The organism is Kribbella flavida DSM 17836, from assembly GCF_000024345.1.
In the GTDB taxonomy this organism is placed as follows: domain Bacteria; phylum Actinomycetota; class Actinomycetes; order Propionibacteriales; family Kribbellaceae; genus Kribbella; species Kribbella flavida.
The window spans coordinates 3411101-3428473 of the sequence record NC_013729.1; the positions used below are offsets into that span (position 1 = coordinate 3411101).

14 protein-coding genes are annotated in these 17373 nt (G+C 71.1%); 5 read left to right on the top strand and 9 right to left on the bottom strand.

Annotated features, from left to right (window positions below; genetic code table 11):
* Together glpK (KFLA_RS15835) and KFLA_RS15840 are read left to right on the top strand one after the other, a co-directional pair.
* Positions 1 to 1518: a glycerol kinase GlpK gene (glpK, locus tag KFLA_RS15835; protein WP_012920815.1), complete on the top strand. Its 1518-nt coding sequence runs from the start codon at positions 1 to 3 to the stop codon at positions 1516 to 1518.
* A gap of 45 nt (positions 1519 to 1563) precedes the next feature.
* The gene (locus KFLA_RS15840) at positions 1564 to 3276 is read left to right on the top strand and encodes a glycerol-3-phosphate dehydrogenase/oxidase (RefSeq protein ID WP_012920816.1); all 1713 of its coding nucleotides are present in this window, start codon (positions 1564 to 1566) and stop codon (positions 3274 to 3276) included.
* Positions 3277 to 3317: 41 nt separating this feature from the next.
* On the opposite strand, the gene KFLA_RS39330 is transcribed toward KFLA_RS15840, so the two are convergent.
* Positions 3318 to 3812 carry a winged helix-turn-helix transcriptional regulator gene (locus KFLA_RS39330; RefSeq protein ID WP_012920817.1) on the bottom strand — a complete coding sequence of 165 codons (495 nt, stop codon included), beginning with the start codon at positions 3810 to 3812 and terminating at the stop codon, positions 3318 to 3320.
* A 78-nt stretch (positions 3813 to 3890) separates the two neighbouring features.
* On the opposite strand from KFLA_RS39330, the gene KFLA_RS15850 reads away from it, so the two are divergent.
* Both KFLA_RS15850 and KFLA_RS15855 read left to right on the top strand, forming a co-directional pair.
* Entirely contained in the window at positions 3891 to 4361 is a 471-nt protein-coding gene (locus tag KFLA_RS15850) for a nuclear transport factor 2 family protein (RefSeq protein ID WP_012920818.1), read from the top strand.
* 71 nt (positions 4362 to 4432) lie between these two features.
* Positions 4433 to 5248, top strand: a complete 816-nt coding sequence (locus KFLA_RS15855) for a GNAT family N-acetyltransferase (protein ID WP_012920819.1) — start codon at positions 4433 to 4435, stop codon at positions 5246 to 5248.
* A gap of 15 nt (positions 5249 to 5263) precedes the next feature.
* Here KFLA_RS15855 and glpK (KFLA_RS15860) read toward each other — a convergent pair whose 3' ends face one another.
* The 8 genes from glpK (KFLA_RS15860) to KFLA_RS15895 form a co-directional block, all read right to left on the bottom strand.
* On the bottom strand, positions 5264 to 6790 hold the full coding sequence (gene glpK / locus KFLA_RS15860; protein ID WP_012920820.1) for a glycerol kinase GlpK: 1527 nt from the start codon (positions 6788 to 6790) through the stop codon (positions 5264 to 5266).
* Positions 6790 to 7548, bottom strand: a complete 759-nt coding sequence (locus tag KFLA_RS15865; RefSeq protein WP_012920821.1) for an IclR family transcriptional regulator — start codon at positions 7546 to 7548, stop codon at positions 6790 to 6792. Before KFLA_RS15865 ends, glpK (KFLA_RS15860) begins: the two co-directional genes overlap by 1 nt.
* 66 nt (positions 7549 to 7614) lie before the next feature.
* Positions 7615 to 10140: an ABC transporter permease gene (locus KFLA_RS15870; protein WP_012920822.1), complete on the bottom strand. Its 2526-nt coding sequence runs from the start codon at positions 10138 to 10140 to the stop codon at positions 7615 to 7617.
* The gene (locus tag KFLA_RS15875) at positions 10140 to 10892 is read right to left on the bottom strand and encodes an ABC transporter ATP-binding protein (RefSeq protein WP_012920823.1); all 753 of its coding nucleotides are present in this window, start codon (positions 10890 to 10892) and stop codon (positions 10140 to 10142) included. The genes KFLA_RS15870 and KFLA_RS15875 overlap by 1 nt, the downstream gene beginning before the upstream one ends.
* Before the next feature lie 81 nt (positions 10893 to 10973).
* Positions 10974 to 12659: a ribonuclease J gene (locus KFLA_RS15880; RefSeq protein WP_012920824.1), complete on the bottom strand. Its 1686-nt coding sequence runs from the start codon at positions 12657 to 12659 to the stop codon at positions 10974 to 10976.
* Between the two features lie 96 nt (positions 12660 to 12755).
* The gene (locus KFLA_RS37095) at positions 12756 to 13292 is read right to left on the bottom strand and encodes a hypothetical protein (protein ID WP_049797353.1); all 537 of its coding nucleotides are present in this window, start codon (positions 13290 to 13292) and stop codon (positions 12756 to 12758) included.
* A gap of 157 nt (positions 13293 to 13449) precedes the next feature.
* On the bottom strand, positions 13450 to 14337 hold the full coding sequence (locus KFLA_RS15890) for a RecB family exonuclease (RefSeq protein ID WP_012920825.1): 888 nt from the start codon (positions 14335 to 14337) through the stop codon (positions 13450 to 13452).
* 67 nt (positions 14338 to 14404) lie between these two features.
* Positions 14405 to 14863 (bottom strand): hypothetical protein, encoded by a 459-nt coding sequence (locus tag KFLA_RS15895; protein WP_012920826.1) that lies wholly within the window; start codon positions 14861 to 14863, stop codon positions 14405 to 14407.
* Between the two features lie 118 nt (positions 14864 to 14981).
* On the opposite strand from KFLA_RS15895, the gene KFLA_RS15900 reads away from it, so the two are divergent.
* Positions 14982 to 17336, top strand: coding sequence for a WD40/YVTN/BNR-like repeat-containing protein (locus KFLA_RS15900; protein WP_012920827.1), 2355 nt, complete (start codon positions 14982 to 14984; stop codon positions 17334 to 17336).
* Positions 17337 to 17373 lie beyond the last annotated feature (37 nt).

Sequence of the window (17373 nt, forward strand, 5' to 3'; positions counted from 1 at the left end):
ATGGCTGACTTCGTCGGCGCCGTCGACCAGGGCACCACGAGCACCCGCTTCATGATCTTCGACCACTCCGGCAACGAGGTGGGCAAGCACCAGCTGGAGCACCAGCAGATCCTGCCGCAGGCCGGCTGGGTCGAGCACAACCCGGTGGAGATCTGGGAGCGGACCGCCTCGGTGATCCGGACCGCGATGAACGCGCAGGGACTGCAGTCGAGCGACCTGGCGGCGCTCGGCATCACCAACCAGCGCGAGACCGCCGTGGTCTGGAACCGCAAGACCGGCCGGCCGTACTACAACGCGATCGTCTGGCAGGACACCCGGACCGACCGGATCGCCTCCGCGCTGGAGCGGGAGGGCAAGGGCGACGTCATCCGGCAGAAGGCCGGGCTGCCGCCGGCCACGTACTTCTCGGCCGGCAAGGTGCAGTGGATCCTGGACAACGTCGACGGCGTCCGCGAGGCGGCCGAGGCCGGTGACGCCGTCTTCGGCAACACCGACACCTGGCTGCTGTGGAACCTCACCGGCGGCACCGAGGGCGGCGTGCACATCACCGACGTCACCAACGCCAGCCGCACGATGCTGATGAACCTGGAGACGCTCGACTGGGACGACGAGCTGATCTCGTTCTTCAACATCCCGCGGCAGATGCTGCCGGAGATCCGGCCGTCGTCGGACCCGAACAAGTACGGCGAGACGCTGGCCCGCGGTCCGCTCGGCGGCGTCGTACCGCTGACCGGGGACCTCGGCGACCAGCAGGCGGCGACCGTCGGCCAGGTCTGCTTCAACCCCGGCGAGGCGAAGAACACCTACGGCACCGGCAACTTCATGCTGCTGAACACCGGCACCGAGCTGGTCCGCTCGAAGGCGGGTCTGCTCAGCACGATGGCCTACAAGTTCGGCGACGACGCGCCGGTCTACGCGCTCGAGGGCTCGATCGCCGTCACCGGCTCGGCCGTCCAGTGGCTGCGTGACCAGCTCGGCATCATCTCCGGCGCGAGCGAGACCGAGACGCTGGCCCGGCAGGTCAAGGACAACGGCGGCGTGTACTTCGTGCCGGCGTTCTCCGGCCTGTTCGCGCCGTACTGGCGCTCCGACGCGCGCGGCGCGATCGTCGGGCTGTCGCGGTTCAACACCAACGCTCACCTGGCCCGCGCAACACTGGAAGCGATCTGTTACCAGAGCAAGGACGTCGCCGACGCGATGGAGAAGGACTCGGGCGTCAAGCTGGAGGTCCTCAAGGTCGACGGCGGGGTGACGGCGAACGAGCTGTGCATGCAGATGCAGGCCGACATCCTCGGCGTGCCGGTGAGCAAGCCGGTCGTCGCGGAGACGACGGCGCTCGGCGCGGCGTACGCGGCGGGGCTGGCGGTCGGGTTCTGGAACAACACCGACGAGCTGGTGCAGAACTGGAACGAGGACAAGCGCTGGAACCCGGAGTGGAACGACGAGCAGCGGGCCGACGGGTACAAGGGCTGGGAGAAGGCCGTCCGGCGGACGCTCGACTGGGTCGACGTCGACTAGCACAGCGGCAGCAAGACACGTGAGACAACCGGAAGGAACAGCACAGTGGGCGTAGTGGCTCTGTCCCCGCAAGCGAGGTCGGAGGCCATCGACGCGATGGCCGACGGCCGCGAACTGGACGTCCTGGTGATCGGCGGCGGGGTGGTCGGCGCCGGCTCGGCCCTGGACGCCGCGACCCGGGGCCTGACCACCGGGCTGTTGGAGGCCCGCGACTTCGCCAGTGGCACCTCCAGCCGTTCGAGCAAGTTGGTGCACGGCGGTCTGCGATACCTGGAGATGCTCGACTTCCGGCTGGTTCACGAGGCGTTGCAGGAGCGCGGCCTGCTCCTGCAACGCCTGGCGCCGCACCTGGTGAAACCGGTGCCGTTCCTCTACCCGCTCCAGCACCGCTGGTGGGAGCGGCTGTACGCCGGCGCGGGCGTCGCCCTGTACGACGCGATGGCGGTCAGCTCGGGCCTCGGCGCGGGCCTGCCGATCCACCGGCACCTGACCCGGCGCGGAGCGATGCGGCTGGTGCCGAGCCTGAAGAAGTCGGCGCTGGTCGGCGCGTTGCAGTACTACGACGCCCAGGTCGACGACGCCCGGCACACGATGGAGCTGGCCCGCACCGCCGCGTCGTACGGCGCGCACGTGGCGAACCGGGTCAAGGTCACCGGGTTCCTCCGGCAGGGCGAGCGGGTCACCGGCGTGCAGGCCAAGGACCTGGAGAGCGGGCGCGAGTTCGAGGTCCGGGCCAAGCAGGTGGTGAACGCGACCGGGGTGTGGACCGACGACACCCAGGCGATGGTCGGCGAGCGCGGGCAGTACCACGTGCGCGCGTCGAAGGGCATCCACCTGGTGGTGCCGAAGGACCGGATCCAGTCCAGCACCGGGATGATCCTGCGGACCGAGAAGTCGGTGCTGTTCGTGATCCCGTGGGGCCGGCACTGGCTGATCGGCACCACCGACACCGACTGGAACCTGGACAAGGCGCACCCGGCGGCGACCAGCAAGGACATCGAGTACCTGCTCGAGCACGTCAACTCGGTGCTGACCACCCCGCTGACCCGCGAGGACGTCGAGGGCGTGTACGCCGGGCTGCGGCCGCTGCTGGCGGGGGAGTCGGAGAGCACGTCGAAGCTGTCCCGCGAGCACGTCGTCGCGCACGCCGCGCCCGGCCTGGTCGTGGTTGCCGGTGGCAAGTACACGACGTACCGGGTGATGGCCAAGGACGCGATCGACGCGGTCGCGAACGCGCTGGACGGGCGGGTGCCGAAGTGCACCACGAAGACGATCCCGCTGGTCGGCGCCGACGGGTACACCGCGCTGTGGAACCAGCGGCACCTGATCGCGCAGCGGTCCGGGCTGCACGTGGCCCGGATCGAGCATCTGCTCAACCGGTACGGCGCGCTGATCGAGGAGGTGCTCGCGCTGGTCGAGCAGGACCCGTCGCTGGGTGAGCAGCTGCCCGGCACGCAGGACTACCTGAAGGCCGAGGTGGTGTACGCCGCCCGCTCGGAGGGTGCGCGGCACCTGGACGACGTGCTGGCCCGGCGTACGCGGATCTCGATCGAGGTGTGGGATCGCGGCGTCGAGGCGGCCGAGGCCGCGGCCCGGTTGATGGCGCCGGTCCTGGGCTGGGACGAGGAGACGACGCAGCGGGAGGTCTCCTTCTACATCAAGCGGGTCCGGTCCGAGCGCGACTCCCAGGACCAGCCCGACGACGAGTCCGCCGACAAGGTCCGCCTGGAGGCCCCGGACATCGTCTCCCCGGTGTGAGTTCCGCGTTTGCGCTGCAGGGGTTGACCCCTGAAGGGCGGCTAGGGACTGAGCACAGTGGCGATCAGGGCCGTGCCCGGGGCGGTGCGGCCGCCGGGGCCGGGGGACGGGCGGACGTCCTCGGTGTGCAGCGCCTCGCCGCACTCGGAGCAGGTGACCGTGGCGGTGGTGGCTTTGCCGCAGGTGGTGTGGGTGAAGCGGATCGGCGGGCCGCCTTCCGGTGTGACCCACCGGTCGCCCCACGCGGTCAGCGCCAGCAGGATCGGGACCAGCTCGCGGCCGGCCTCCGTCAACGCGTAGGTGTAGCGCACCGGGTTGTCCTGGTACGGCGTACGGGTGACCAGGCCGCCGTCCATCAACGTCTCCAGCCGGGTGGTGAGCAGGTTGCGGGAGATCCCCAGGTCGGTGACCAGCTGGTCGAAGCGGGTGAGCCCCAGGTAGAGGTCGCGCAGGACCAGCGGCGACCACCAGTCGCCCATCACCTCCAGCGACTGGGCCAGGGAGCAGTGCATACCGGCGAAGGACGTGTTCCGCATGACCTGCATCCTAGTCGGTTGCTTCATTGAACTCACTGTCCCTAGGGTGGGAAGCCACCGACAGAGAGGATCCTGCTCATGTATCACCGGTTCGTGGCGGCCCAGGTGCGCAAGGCGTTCGCCGAGATCAGCGCGGGGAACTGGGAGGCGATGGTGCAGGGCATGGCGCCGGAGTTCACCTACCGGTTCTACGGCGACCACGCGTTGTCGGGGGAGCGGCACACGCACGAGGCGCTGCGGCGGTGGTGGCGACGGGCGTTCCGGCTGCTGCCGGACACGCAGTTCACCGTGCACGACGTGCTGGTGTCCGGCTGGCCGTGGGACACCCGGGTGGCGACCGCGGTGACCGTCGACGTCGGGCTGGCCGACGGTACGCGGTACCAGAACGTCGTGCACCAGTTCCTCAGGATGCGCTGGGGCAAGATCACCGAGGTGCGCACGCTGGAGGACACCGCCGTGCTGGAGCGTGCCCTCGACCGGCTCGCCGAGGCCGGCTTCGAGGAGGCCCGTGCCGCCCCGATCACCGACGAGGTACCGGCCGCCGCCTGAGCACGAGTTGCGGCGGCGACCTAGAGTCGGACCGGAAACGTCGTCACGGGGGTGATGACCTGGAGGACGGAATGGATCGCATCGCCGAGTTGCTCGAAGGAGCCGAGGCGGAAGCAGTGTGGGGCTACCAGACCGTCGCCCCGCCCGCGGTGGCCGAGGCGCTCGGTCTCGCGTCCCGGCGGCTCGGGGGCGGTGTCGTCCTGGCGATGCGCCACGACGTCACGGACTACTGGAGCAAGGCGCTCGGGTTCGGCTTCGCGGCGCCGGTGACGGCCGGGCTGGTCGAGGAGATCGCCGACTTCTACCGCGAGCAGGGTGTCCGGCAGGCCACGCTGCAGTTCGCGCCGTCGGTGCTGCCGGCCGACTGGGACGCGATCTGCGAGAAGGTCGGGCTGACCGCGGGTGGGGAGTGGGTGAAGCTGGCCCGGCTGGCCGGACTGGTCGAGTCCGCCGAAACCGACCTGCGGATCGCGCCGGTGGAGCCCGTCGACGCGGCGGAGTGGGCGGCGGTGCTGGTGCGCGGTTTCGGGATGCCGGTCGAGCTGATCGCGCCGATGGTCGAGGGCCTCGTCGGTCAGCCCGGCTGGACGGCGTACGGGGCGTGGGACGGCGACACCCTGGTCGGCGCGGCGGGCCTGCTGCTGCACGGCCAGGTCGCGGAGTTCGCGGGGGCGGCGACGCTGCCGGAGTACCGGCGGAGAGGGGCGCAGTCGGCGCTGCTGGCCGCGCGGGCTCGCCACGCGGCCGCCGAGGGTGCCAAGTGGCTCAGCGCGGAGACCGGCAAGCCCGCTCCCGGCGAGCGCAACAGCTCACTGGAGAACATGCTGCACACGGGCTTCGAGATCCGCTACACCCGCCGGAACTGGATCTGGCGCCCGGCCGACTGAGCTCGGCGCCACGTCTCACCCGTCCGACGCGGTGCGTTGGTCCGGGCGGATCCAGCCGAAGGTGCGTTGGACGGCGGCCTGCCAGTTGGCGTACTCGGTGGTCCTGCGGTCGGGATCCATGTTCGGCAGCCACTGGCCGGCGCGGTGCCAGTTGCTGCGCAGGCCCTCGAGGTCGGGCCAGTAGCCGACCGCCAGGCCGGCGGCGTACGCGGCGCCGAGCGACACCGTCTCGGTCACCATCGGCCGGACCACCGGGACGTCGAGCAGGTCGGCCAGGAACTGCATGAGCAGGTTGTTCGCGGTCATGCCGCCGTCGACCTTGAGCGCGGTCAGCGCGATGCCGGAGTCGGCGTTCATCGCGTCGACCACCTCGAGGGTCTGGAAGCCGGTCGCCTCCAGCACGGCCCGGGCCAGGTGTCCCTTGGTGATGTACGACGTGAGCCCCGCGATCACGCCGCGCGCCTCGCTGCGCCAGTGCGGGGCGAACAGCCCGGAGAACGCGGGCACGATGTACGCGCCGCCGTTGTCCTCGACCGTCCGGGCCAGCGTCTCGATCTCGGCCGCGGTGTGGATCAGCCCGAGCCCGTCGCGGAACCACTGCACCAGCGACCCGGTCACCGCCATCGACCCCTCCAGCGCGTACGCCGCCGGCTGGTCGCCGATCTGGTAGGCGACGGTGGTCAGCATGCCGTGGGTGGACCGGACGATCTCGTTGCCGGTGTTCAGCAGCAGGAACGACCCGGTGCCGTAGGTGCACTTCGCCTCACCGGGGCTGAAGCAGGTCTGCCCGAACAGCGCCGCCTGCTGGTCGCCGAGCGCCGCCCCGATCCGTACGCCGGGCAGCACCGCCGACGCGGTCCCGAACACCCCTGACGACGGCCGGATCTCCGGCAGCACCGACCGCGGGACGTCGAACCCGGCGAGCAGTTCGTCGTCCCACTCCAGCGTCCCGATGTTCATCAGCATCGTGCGGCTGGCGTTGGTGACGTCGGTGACGTGCAGACCACCCTCCGGACCGCCGGTGAAGTTCCAGATCAACCAGCTCTCCATCGTGCCGAACAGCACTTCGCCGCGCTCGGCCCGGCCCCGCAGGCCGGGAGTGTGGTCGAGCAGCCAGCGCAGCCGCGGCGCGGAGAAGTAGGTGGTCAGCGGCAGGCCGCAGAGGTCCTGGAACCGGTCGGCGCCCTGGTCGCCGGCCAGCTCGGTGATCAGCCGGTCGGTCCGGGTGTCCTGCCAGACCACCGCGTGCCCGATCGGCCGGCCGGTCCGGCGGTCCCAGAGCAGGCTGGTCTCCCGCTGATTGGTGATGCCGATGGCAACGATCTGCTCGGGCTCGGCGCCGATCTGGCGGATCGCGGCCGGCACCACCCGGGTCGTGTTGCGCCAGATCTCGGCGGCGTCGTGCTCGACCCAGCCGGGCCGCGGGAAGTACTGCTTGTGCTCGCGCTGCGCGACCGACACCAGCCGCCCGCGCCGGTCGAACAGGATGCAGCGGGTCGAGTTGGTGCCCTGGTCCACCGCCGCGACGTACTGCTCCGCCATCAGCGCTCGTCCCGCAGGTCGCGGCCGATGGCCTCGGCGGTGGCCCGGACCATGGTGACCAGGTCGGTCCGGTGCCGCAGCCGGCTGTCGCAGATGCGCTCGATCCGGCCGGTCAGCCCGACCGCGCCGACGACCAGTCCGCCCAGGCCGCGGATCGGCGCCGCGATCCCGGCCAGCTCGACCGTGTGCTCCTCGAAGTCCGCGGCCCAGCCCTTCGCCCGCACCGCCGCGAGCTCGTCGGCCAGCCGGGCGGCGTCGACGATGGTCCGGGTGGTGAACGCCTCCAGCTTCTTCGGCTTGGCCGCGCCGCTGGTGTCGAAGGCCAGCACCGCCTTGCCCAGCGCGCACGCGTGCGCCGGCAGCGTGGTCCCGACGTCGAGGTCCTGGTCGCTGTCGTCGGGCCGGAACACGTGGTGCACGACCACCACCTTGCCCTCGACCAGCCGCCCGACCCGGACCACCTCGCCGCTGCGGGAGGCCAGCGAGTCGGCCCAGTTGATCGCGCGGCTGCGCAGTTCGTTCGGGTCGAGGTAGCTGTCGCCCAGCCGGCCGAAGGCATCGCTGAGGTGATAGTGGGCACCGCTACGGTCCTGCTCGACGAAGCCCACCTGGTGCAGGGTGCGCAGGATGCCGTGCACGGTCGTCTTGGCCAGCCCGAGCGCGTTGCCGACATCGGCCACGCCGAGCCCGTTCGGTGCCGCGGCGAGCAGGCGCAGCACTGCGGCAGCTCGCTCGATCGACTGGACACTGCCCGGCACACCGGCAGGCTACCGGTGAAAGCCTGTCAGTGGAGGATCCTGGCCGCCCCGATCGTGAACTGGTGATCACTCGGCCGCGATCGCACGCAACACGTCCAGCCGAGCTGCGCGGCGTGACGGAACCAGCGCGGCCAGTACGCCGACCAGCGCGGCGACGACCACCGCTCCGATCAGCTGCAGCCACGGCACGTCCAGTACGGCGAGCCCGTCGTCGACCATCACGTGCTGGATCGCGGCTCCCGCGACCAGCCCGACGAGCAGGCCGAGCAGTGCACCGAACAGAGCGATGGCGATCGACTCCACCTGCAGCATCCGGCGCAGCTGCGGCCGGTCCATCCCGATCGCCCGGAGCAGGCCGATCTCCCGGGTCCGCTCCACCACGCCGAGCGCGAGTGTGTTGACGATGCCGAGCAGCGCGATCAGCACGGCCAGACCGAGCAGCGCGCCGACCACCCCGAGCACGGCGTTGACCGGACCGCGCTCGCCCGCGGCGTACGCCTGCTGGTCCCGGACCAGCAGCGACGGGTAGTCCTTGACCTGATCGAGTACGGCGAGCCGGACCGCGCCGAGGTCGGTGCCGTCGGCAACCTCCAGGTAGAGCGCCGCGTCGGTCTCGCCGCCACCGAGCTCCGCGAACCGGGGCAGCGTGACGGTCACCGCGTCGAGCTGGCGGTTCGGGGCGATCACCGCGCCGACGGTCAGCCGGTGCCTGCCGGTGGTCGTGACCAGCTCGAACGTCTTGCCGACCGAGAGTTCGAGCTGGTTCGCGAGGTTGCGGGGGAGCACGGCCTGGCCGCGGGCGAGGGCGTCCAGTGAACCGCTGTCGACGTCGACCACGATCGGGCCGTTGAGCATCCGGTCCGAGACGCCGGTCAACGCGACCCGCTGGTCGTCCACCTCGGCGGAGGAGCGCCGGACCCGGTGGACGCCCTGCACACCCGGCACCTTCGCCATCTCGTCGCCGATCAGGGTGCTGAACGGCCGGCCGCCCTCGCTGGTCACCACCAGCTCCGACGTACCGATCGCGTCGGCGATGCCCTGGTCCACCGACGCCTTCGCGGACGCGGCGATCACCACCAGGCCGCTGACCAGGGCGAGCGAGATCATCAACGCGGACGCCGTGGCCGCCGTCCGTCGGGGGTTGCGCTCCGCGTTGCGCCGGCCGAGCACGACGGCAGCGCGGCGCCCGAACGGCAGCATCAGCCCGCGGACGGCGTACCGGCTGATCAAGGGCAGCGTCATCACCAGGCTGAGCAGCAGCAGCGCGCTGGCCAGGCCGACCAGGATCGCGCCGGCCAGACCGGTCGCTTGGAGCGCGATCAGCAGCAGCAGAACCGCCATCAGGAGCAGGAAGCCGCCGAGCACGAGCCGGACCAGCAGAGTCCGCTCGGGCACGGAGACGTCGGGCCGGAGCGAGGCGACCGGAGGCAGCTTGCCGGCCCGGCGCGCGGCCGGGTACGCCGCGGCGAGCGTGATCCCGAGTCCCAGCAGGTACGACGCGATGATCGTGGCGGCGCTGACCTGCAACGTCGCGGAGGGGATCGCGAGGTCGAGTCGACGGTAGAGCAGCTGGATCGCGCCGGCGACTCCGACGCCCAGCAGCAGTCCGAGCGTGGAGCCGATCGCGCCGATCACCAGTGCCTCGGCGAGGACCGTGCCGGTCACCTGGCCACGGGACGCGCCGACCGCCCGGAGCAGGGCCAGCTCGCGGCCGCGCTGCGCGACCACCATCGCGAACGTGTTCACGATCAGGAACGTGCTGACGAACAACGCCAGCGCGGCGAACATCAGCAGCATCGCGCTCAGGCCGCCGAAGGTGTCGTCGAGCGCGTTCTCGCCGTCGGCGGAGACCTCGGCGGCGGTGCGCACGGTGACGCCGTCGCCGATCGCCGTCCGGATGGCCTGGCCGACGCCTGCGTGGTCCTGACCCGGCTGGACCGCGACCGCGATCGACGTCCAGCCGGGCTCGCCGAGCAGCAGCAGTTGCGCTGACGCGGAGTCGAACGACACCAGCGGCGCGCCGGCCGCCGTACCGGCCAGGCCGGGGGTGGTGATCGCTGTGAGGGTAGCGGTGACGGCCCGGGCGGGCGTGACGACCTTGATCCGGTCGCCGAGCTCGAAGCCCTGGCGGTTGACTGTGGTCTGGTCGAGCGCGAGCTGGCCCGTTCCCCACGGCGGGGTGCCCTGGAGCAGCTTGAAGGCGGCCGTGCGCTCGTCGTGCGGCCAGCTCGCGCCGAAGGTCGGCAGGCCGTAGGTGCTGATCGGCTGGCCGTCCGCGGCGAGGATCTCGACGTCCGGCACGAGCAGCTGGCCGTCCGTCGCGGCGACGCCGTCCACCGCGGCGATCCGGTCCGCGACGGCCGCCTCCAGGGTCGCCGGCCGCGCGTCCGGCGTACTGGTGGACAGGGGCGAGGCGCGGGTGACGGTGAGGTCGGCGGTGCTGCCGGCGAAGTTCTTCTTCAGGGCGGTGGACAGGGTGTCACTGAAGACCATGGCGCCGCTGACGAAGCCGATGCCGAGCACGACGGCGGCCGTGCAGAGCACGAATCGCAGCCGGTGCGCGAGCACCGACCGGAGGCCGAGCTTGAGCATCAGCCGGCCCCGTCGAGCCGCTTCATCGTGTCCAGCACGGACTCGGCGGTCGGGTCGATCAGCTCCGAGCGGAGCCGGCCGTCGGCCAGGAACAGCACCCGGTCGGCGTACGCCGCGGCCGTCGGGTCGTGCGTCACCATCACCACGGTCTGGCCGAACTCGCGCACCGACCGGTGCAGGAAGCCGAGCACGTCGGCCGACGAGCGGGAGTCCAGGTTGCCGGTCGGCTCGTCGGCGAACACGACGTGCGGCCGGGAGACCAGCGCGCGGGCGCAGGCAACCCGTTGCTGCTGACCACCGGAGAGCTCGGCCGGCTTGTGCCGCAGCCGGTCCTGGAGCCCGATCGTCGTCAGCACGACGTCGAGCCAGGCCGGATCGGGCTTGCGGCCGGCCAGGTCGAGCGGCAGCGTGATGTTCTCCAGCGCGGTCAGCGTCGGCACCAGGTTGAACGCCTGGAAGACGAACCCGACGCGGTCCCGGCGCAGGTGCGTCAGCGCCTTCTCGTCCAGCCGGGTCAGGTCGACGTCACCCAGCAGCACCTGACCGCTGGTCGGCCGGTCGAGCCCGGCCAGGCAGTGCAGCAGCGTCGACTTGCCCGACCCCGACGGCCCCATGATCGCGGTGAACCGGCCCTGCCCGAACTCGACGCTGACGTCGGCCAGCGCGTCGATCCGGGTCTCACCGGAACCGTAGCTGCGCCCCAGCCCGAAGGTCCTGATCGCCACAGCCTGATCCACAAGGTCCACGGTCATGGCGAAACGCTAGCCCGCCCCTGGGTTCTCCCCACCCCCACCGCCCCACGACCCGCCGCACGATGGCGACAGACAACACCGTCAGGCGTCGATGACGACGGGGATGACGACCGGGCGGCGGCGCCAGTGGCGGTAGGTCCAGTTGCCGACGGCGCGGCCGACCAGCTGCTCGAGCTGGCTCGCGTCGCCGATCGCCTCGGCGGCGGCCTTGGCCAGCGCCTCCTCGATCACCGGGATGACCGGCTTGAACGTGGTGTCGTCGTGCACGAAACCACGGGCCAGGAAGTCCGGCGGCTCGGCCAGCTTGCCGGTGTTGGCGTCGACGAGCAGCACGACCGTGACGACCCCCTCCTCGCCGAGCGTGCGGCGGTCCTTGAGGTTGGCCTCGGTCACCCCGCCGACGGTCATCGCGTCGACGTACACGTAGCCCGCCTCGACCTTGCCGGTGATCCGGGCCCGGCCCTTGTGCAGGTCGACCACCACGCCGTCCTCGGCGATGATCACCCGCTCGGCCGGTACGCCGGTACTGGTGGCCAGCGCCGCGTTCGCCTTCAGGTGCCGGAACTCGCCGTGCACGGGCAGCACGTTGCGCGGCTTGACCAGGTTGTAGCAGTAGACGAGCTCGCCGGCGCTGGCGTGGCCGGACACGTGCACCTTCGCGTTGCCCTTGTGCACGACGTTCGCGCCCCAGCGGATCAGGCCGTTGATCACCGCGTAGATCGCGTTCTCGTTGCCGGGGATCAGCGAGCTGGCCATCAGCACGGTGTCGCCCTCGCCGATCCGGATCATGTGGTCCCGGTTGGCCATCCGCGACAGCGCGGCCATCGGCTCACCCTGCGACCCGGTGCAGACCAGCGTGACCTTGCGGTCCGGCAGCTGCTCCAGCTCCTTGAGGTCGACGATCAGGCCCTTCGGCACGTTCAGGTAGCCCAGGTCGCGGGCGATGCCCATGTTGCGCACCATCGAGCGGCCGACGAACGCCACCTTGCGGCCGCCGGCCTTGGCGGCGTCCAGCACCTGCTGGATCCGGTGCACGTGGCTGGCGAAGCTGGACACGATGATCCGGCCCGGCGCGGTCCGGAAGACCTGGTCGATCGCCGGGCCGAGGTCCTTCTCGGCGGTGGTGAAGCCCGGCACGTCGGCGTTCGTGGAGTCCGTCATGAACAGGTCGACGCCCTCCTCGCCGAGCCGGGCGAAACCGCGCAGGTCGGTCAGCCGGCGGTCCAGCGGGAACTGGTCCATCTTGAAGTCGCCGGTGTGCAGGACCAGGCCGGCCCGGGTCCGGATCGCGACCGCGAGGCCGTCCGGGATCGAGTGGTTGACCGCGAGGAACTCGCACTCGAACGGGCCGAGCTGCTGCCGGTCGCCCTCCTTGACCTCGACGGTGACCGGCTTGAGCCGGTGCTCCTTGAGCTTGGAGGTGATGAACGCCAAGGTCAGCTTCGAGCCGACCACCGGGATGTCGCCGCGCTCCTTGAGCAGGTACGGCACGCCGCCGATGTGGTCCTCGTGCCCGTGGGTCAGCACGATCGCCTCGATCTTGTCCAGCCGGTCCCGGATCCAGCCGAAGTCGGGCAGGATCACGTCGACGCCGGGCTGGTGCTCCTCGGGGAACAGCACGCCGCAGTCGACCACCAGCAACTTGCCGCGGTGCTCGAACACGGTCATGTTCCGGCCGATCTCGCCGAGCCCGCCCAGGGCGACCACGCGCAGGGCGTCGTCGGGCAGGCGTGGCGGTTGACCGAGATCGGGATGCGGATGACTCATACCCTCGACGTTATCCGAGGCGCCCGGCAGCGTGTGGCACCGACCTCACTTCCCGCGCTGTGATCGATCCCTCAGAACGGGCTGGTGACCGTCGGGTCAGCCTCCGGTGACCCAGTTCATCTGCTCGATCCAGTGGTCCAGCAGGGCTCGATCGCCGTGCACCTGCACGCCGCTCAGCTGCTCCAGGGTGCGGCGCCGGCTGAGCACCAGGAGGAGCTCGACGGCCGGGCCGCTCAGCGTGACGTCGGCCTCGGCCCGGCGGCGCTCGAGTGCGATCCGGTCCGGTTCGCGGCGGGCCAGCCAGTCACCGGGCGCGTCGGTCGGATGGAACAGCAGGGACTGGCCGTCGCCACGCATCGCCTCGGCGTACGCGGGTTTGTTCTCCCAGTAGCCGGTGGAGGTCATTGTGTCGAGCCAGTCCTCGACGGCTTCGACCGCGGGCTCCGGGGCCAGCTCGTACGACGTACCGAGGACCGAGGCCGCGTCGGCGCGGTGAACGCATGCCTCACCGAGCAGCCGGCGCGACCAGAACGGCACGCCCGCCCCGGCGCCGGACGGGTCCTGCCCGTCGACCCAGCCGGCGAGGGTGTTCGTCTCGGCGCCGACGACGGCCAGGAAGCCCGTGGTGTTCATCGCTGCACTCCAGTGGTCGTGAGGCGTGATCTGCAAGCGAGGCTAGAGGCCGGCTGCGTGATCCGCAGGCGTTGAACGACTGGTGCACAGGGTTTGACGGCGTGGCGTGTTCAGTGCTGTCGGGGGCCCGCAGCGACGAGCGCGAGCTGTCGGCCGGCTACCCGTCGACGCCGACCAGATCGACGCCCGCCGACTCCTGAGCGACCTCTTCCATCGATCTGTTCGGCAGCGGTGGTGGAGTGCCGCCCCAGGCGGGGCAGAGTGCCTTGTGGTCGCACCATGCGCACAACGGGCCGCGGCTCGGGCGCCAGTCGCCTGATTCGAGGGCTCGGGTGATGGCCTCCCACAACGCCCCGACCTTGCGTTCGCAGGCGCGCAGGTCGGCCTCGTCGGGCACGTAACGGACGATCTCGCCGTTGCCGAGATAGACCAGCTGCAGCATCGACGGTACGACGCCGCGCAGCCGCCACAGGACCAGTGCGTAGAACTTCATCTGGAACAGCGCCTTGGCCTCGAAGAACTCCGACGGGGAGCGGCCGGTCTTGTAGTCGACGACGCGGATCTCTCCGGTCGGCGCGACGTCCAGGCGGTCGACGTACCCACGCAGGGTGAGGCCGGACTCCAGCTCGGTCTCCACGTACAGCTCGCGCTCGGCGGGCTCCAGCGCGTTGGGGTCTTCGAGCGTGAAGTACTTGCCGAGCAGCTGGTGGGCCTCGGCCAGCCACTTCGCCAGCTCCGTGCCCTCGGCGTCGTCCTCGAACAGCTGGGCCACCTCGGGCTCGTCGGCGAGCACCCGCTGCCACTGCGGCTCCAGCATCAGCGCGGCCTGCTCCAGCGTGCGCTGGCCGCGCGGCAGGTCGTACAAGCGCTCCAGCACGGCGTGCACGACGGTGCCGCGGACGGCGGCCGCCGACGGCTTCTCCGGCAACCGGTCGACGACCCGGAAGCGGTACTTCAGCGGGCAGCTCATGAAATCGGCGGCCCGGGAAGGGGACAGCGCCGCGCGCGGGTGCGCGGGCACGTCGACTGCGGCGGCAACGCTCATGCCGCAAACCCTAGGCGAGACCGCCGACACTCGGGACGACCGGCGCCGGGGCCTGTGGACAGCGCGCTCACTTCCGGGGCGTCGAGGTCGGAGTCGGGGTCGGCGCCCGGACGGCCGACGGGTCGATCAGGACCAGCTCGACGTCCCACTGCCCCTCGCAGGCCGCGCGCCGGACGAGGGCCTGGCCGGCTGCGTACGCCCCCGCCGTGAAGAAGACCTCCGCCTCGAAGCCCTCGTTGTCCATGCCCGCGGGGCGGTAGCCGGCCGCGGTGACCGCGTTCTGGATCAGGACCGTGACCTCGTCGATCGGCTTGCCGGTGACCGCGCGAACGGTGAGGTGGCCCTGGCTCTTCTGGACGTCGGTGACGGTGCCGACCTCGGCGAGGGACAGCCCGGCGGGCATCAGCGCGGTCTCGGTGGCCGGGGCGGTCTCCGGAGCCGGACAGCCGTCCCCGGATGGGCTCGAGCACCCCAGCAGGGCGACGCCGACGGCCAGCACCACCGCGATCAGCGCCCGTTCGGCCATGGCGGCCACTCTAGGAGGTCAGGTCCATTTGCACCGAACGCTGGTGGAAGTCGCCGTCGCCGATTACGGTGTCGCCACCGTGGCGTGTGAGGCGCCCCCAGTAGTTCCGGAGGCACCCGTGGCCCTGCGCAAGATTCCTGTCGTCCCGATCGTCGCCGCGGTGGCGCTCGCCGCCCTCGTCGGTCCCAGTTCTCTGTCCGCCGACGGTCCCGGCGCCGGTGCGTCGGCCGCGCTCGCGGAGACCTCCACCGCCAACCCCGTCGGCGCGGAGGAGTGGATGTACCTCCAGCGCGCCAACGCCGACGGTTCGATCCCGGCCGCGGCGGTCGACCAGGCGATCGCCCAGTCCAACCAGTTGGGTGTCGCGGCGAAGGGTTCGCCGAGCACCGACCAGGTCTGGTCCGGCCTCGGCCCGAGCAACATCGGCGGCCGCATCCGCGACGTCGCCGCCGACCCGACCACCAAGGACGTCGTCTACATCGCCACCGGGACCGGTGGCCTGTGGCGGTCCAAGGACGGCGGCGCGACCTTCGCCACCGCGTGGGACGACCAGCTGCCCCAGTCGATGGGTGCCGTCGCGGTCGACTCGCGCGGCGTCGTCTGGGCCGGCACCGGCGAGCCCGACCACGGCGGCGGCTCGGCGTACTACGGCAAGGGCATCTACAAGTCGGCCGACGACGGCGCGACCTGGACCAACCTGGGCCTGCGCGACGGCGACACGATCGGCCAGATCGTGATCGACCCTCGCAACGACAACCGGGTGTTCGTCGCCGTGATGGGCGCCTTGCACGACACGCAGCCGACTCGCGGCCTGTTCATGACCGAGAACGGCGGCCAGAGCTGGACCCGCGTCATCGTCCCGGGCAGCGCGTCCACCGGTGCCATCGACGTCAGCATCAACCAGAAGAACCCCGACATCATGCTCGCCACCACCTGGGACAAGATCCGCGACGAGAAGTCGCGCATCTACGGCAAGCACTCCTACCTGTACCGCTCGACCGACGGCGGCCGGACCTGGACGAACATCCACCGGCCGCCGCTGCCGCAGAGCGTGGACGTCGAGGGCCAGCCGAACACCGCGACGTACGTCGGCCGGATGGGCGTCGACTTCAGCGACAGCGACCCCAACCGCGCGTACCTGATCTCCAGCACGGCCGGCGGCAATTTCAACGGCTTCTTCACCAGCGCGGACGCCGGCGCGACGTGGACCGCGGTCGGCCCGACCAGCGGGGGCACCCTGCAGTCCATCAGCGGCGGGTTCGCCTGGTGGTTCGGCCGCGTGTACGTCGACCCGGCCGATCCGCAGCATGTCTTCGTCGCCGGTGTCAGTCTCGCCGAGAGCAAGGACGGCGGCCTGACCTGGACGACGTCGCAGACTCCGCACGCCGACCAGCACGGACTGGAGTGGGACCCGTTCACGCCCGGCAAGGTCTTCCTGGGCAACGACGGCGGCTTCTACTGGTCCACCCAGAACGGCGCCGCCCGCGGGCTGTGGGCCAAGACCCCGCACCTGCCGGTGACGCAGTTCTACGCGATGGACGTCTCGATGCAGGACAGCCGGCGGCTCAACGCGGGCTCGCAGGACAACGGCTCGCTGAAGTCCTGGGCCGCCGACAACACCGTCAACGGCGACTGGTTCGGCTTCGTCGGTGGCGACGGGATGATGAACCGGATCGACCCGGCCAACGACCGCAAGTACTACGGCTGCTCGCAGAACGGCGGCTGCCGCGGCTTCGTCGACAACACCGGCTACAGCATGACGATCCCGGGCGCGCGGAAGAACTGGGTCGCGCCGCTGGAGTTCGCCGCCGACACCCGGTACCTGTTCGGCGGCAGCGAGTACGTCAGCCGGATCAACACCGACGCCGGCCAGCGGGTCTGGCAGCGGATCAGCCCGGACCTGACCGAGGGCACCGAGCCGCGCGCCCCGGGCTTCGGCACGGTCACCGCGCTCGGTACGACGCCGGCCGACGCCAACCTGGTCTACGCCGGCACCGACAGCGGCCTGATGTGGGTCAGCCGCAACGCCATGGCCGCGCCGGACCAGGTGACCTGGGAAAAGCTGCAGAGCCCGGTCTTCCCGGGCCGCTGGGTCACCCGGATCACCGTCGACCCGCAGGACCCGCAGGTGGCCTGGGCGAGCTTCTCCGGCTGGCGCTCCGGTGACGGGTACCCGCACCTGGTGATGACCAGGGACGGCGGCCGCACCTGGGCCGACATCGCCGGCAAGAAGATCCCGCAGGCGCCGGTGAACGACGTCATCCGGCACCCCAGCAAGAAGTCCTGGCTGTTCATCGCCACCGACGTCGGCGTCTTCCGGACCACCAACCTGGGCAAGACCTGGGTCAAGGTGGGCGCGAACCTGCCGCTGGTTCCGATCAACGACATCGACCTCCCGGCCGGCAGTTCCACCCTGTACGCCGCGACGTACGGCCGCAGCATCTGGACGACCTCGCTCGCGGACGCCGACTGAGATCCGCCGAGCCCTGACCCGGCAGCACCGACCCCGA

What these genes read in the sequence shown, in the direction of transcription:
- KFLA_RS15855 (WP_012920819.1), top strand. Translation starts at nt 4,433, where the DNA reads ATGGATCGCATCGCCGAGTTGCTCGAAGGAGCCGAGGCGGAAGCAGTG.
- KFLA_RS39330 (WP_012920817.1), bottom strand. Translation starts at nt 3,812, where the DNA reads ATGCGGAACACGTCCTTCGCCGGTATGCACTGCTCCCTGGCCCAGTCG.
- KFLA_RS15875 (WP_012920823.1), bottom strand. Translation starts at nt 10,892, where the DNA reads ATGACCGTGGACCTTGTGGATCAGGCTGTGGCGATCAGGACCTTCGGG.
- glpK (WP_012920815.1), top strand. Translation starts at nt 1, where the DNA reads ATGGCTGACTTCGTCGGCGCCGTCGACCAGGGCACCACGAGCACCCGC.
- KFLA_RS37095 (WP_049797353.1), bottom strand. Translation starts at nt 13,292, where the DNA reads ATGAACACCACGGGCTTCCTGGCCGTCGTCGGCGCCGAGACGAACACC.
- KFLA_RS15890 (WP_012920825.1), bottom strand. Translation starts at nt 14,337, where the DNA reads ATGAGCGTTGCCGCCGCAGTCGACGTGCCCGCGCACCCGCGCGCGGCG.
- KFLA_RS15880 (WP_012920824.1), bottom strand. Translation starts at nt 12,659, where the DNA reads ATGAGTCATCCGCATCCCGATCTCGGTCAACCGCCACGCCTGCCCGAC.
- KFLA_RS15870 (WP_012920822.1), bottom strand. Translation starts at nt 10,140, where the DNA reads ATGCTCAAGCTCGGCCTCCGGTCGGTGCTCGCGCACCGGCTGCGATTC.
- KFLA_RS15850 (WP_012920818.1), top strand. Translation starts at nt 3,891, where the DNA reads ATGTATCACCGGTTCGTGGCGGCCCAGGTGCGCAAGGCGTTCGCCGAG.
- KFLA_RS15895 (WP_012920826.1), bottom strand. Translation starts at nt 14,863, where the DNA reads ATGGCCGAACGGGCGCTGATCGCGGTGGTGCTGGCCGTCGGCGTCGCC.
- glpK (WP_012920820.1), bottom strand. Translation starts at nt 6,790, where the DNA reads ATGGCGGAGCAGTACGTCGCGGCGGTGGACCAGGGCACCAACTCGACC.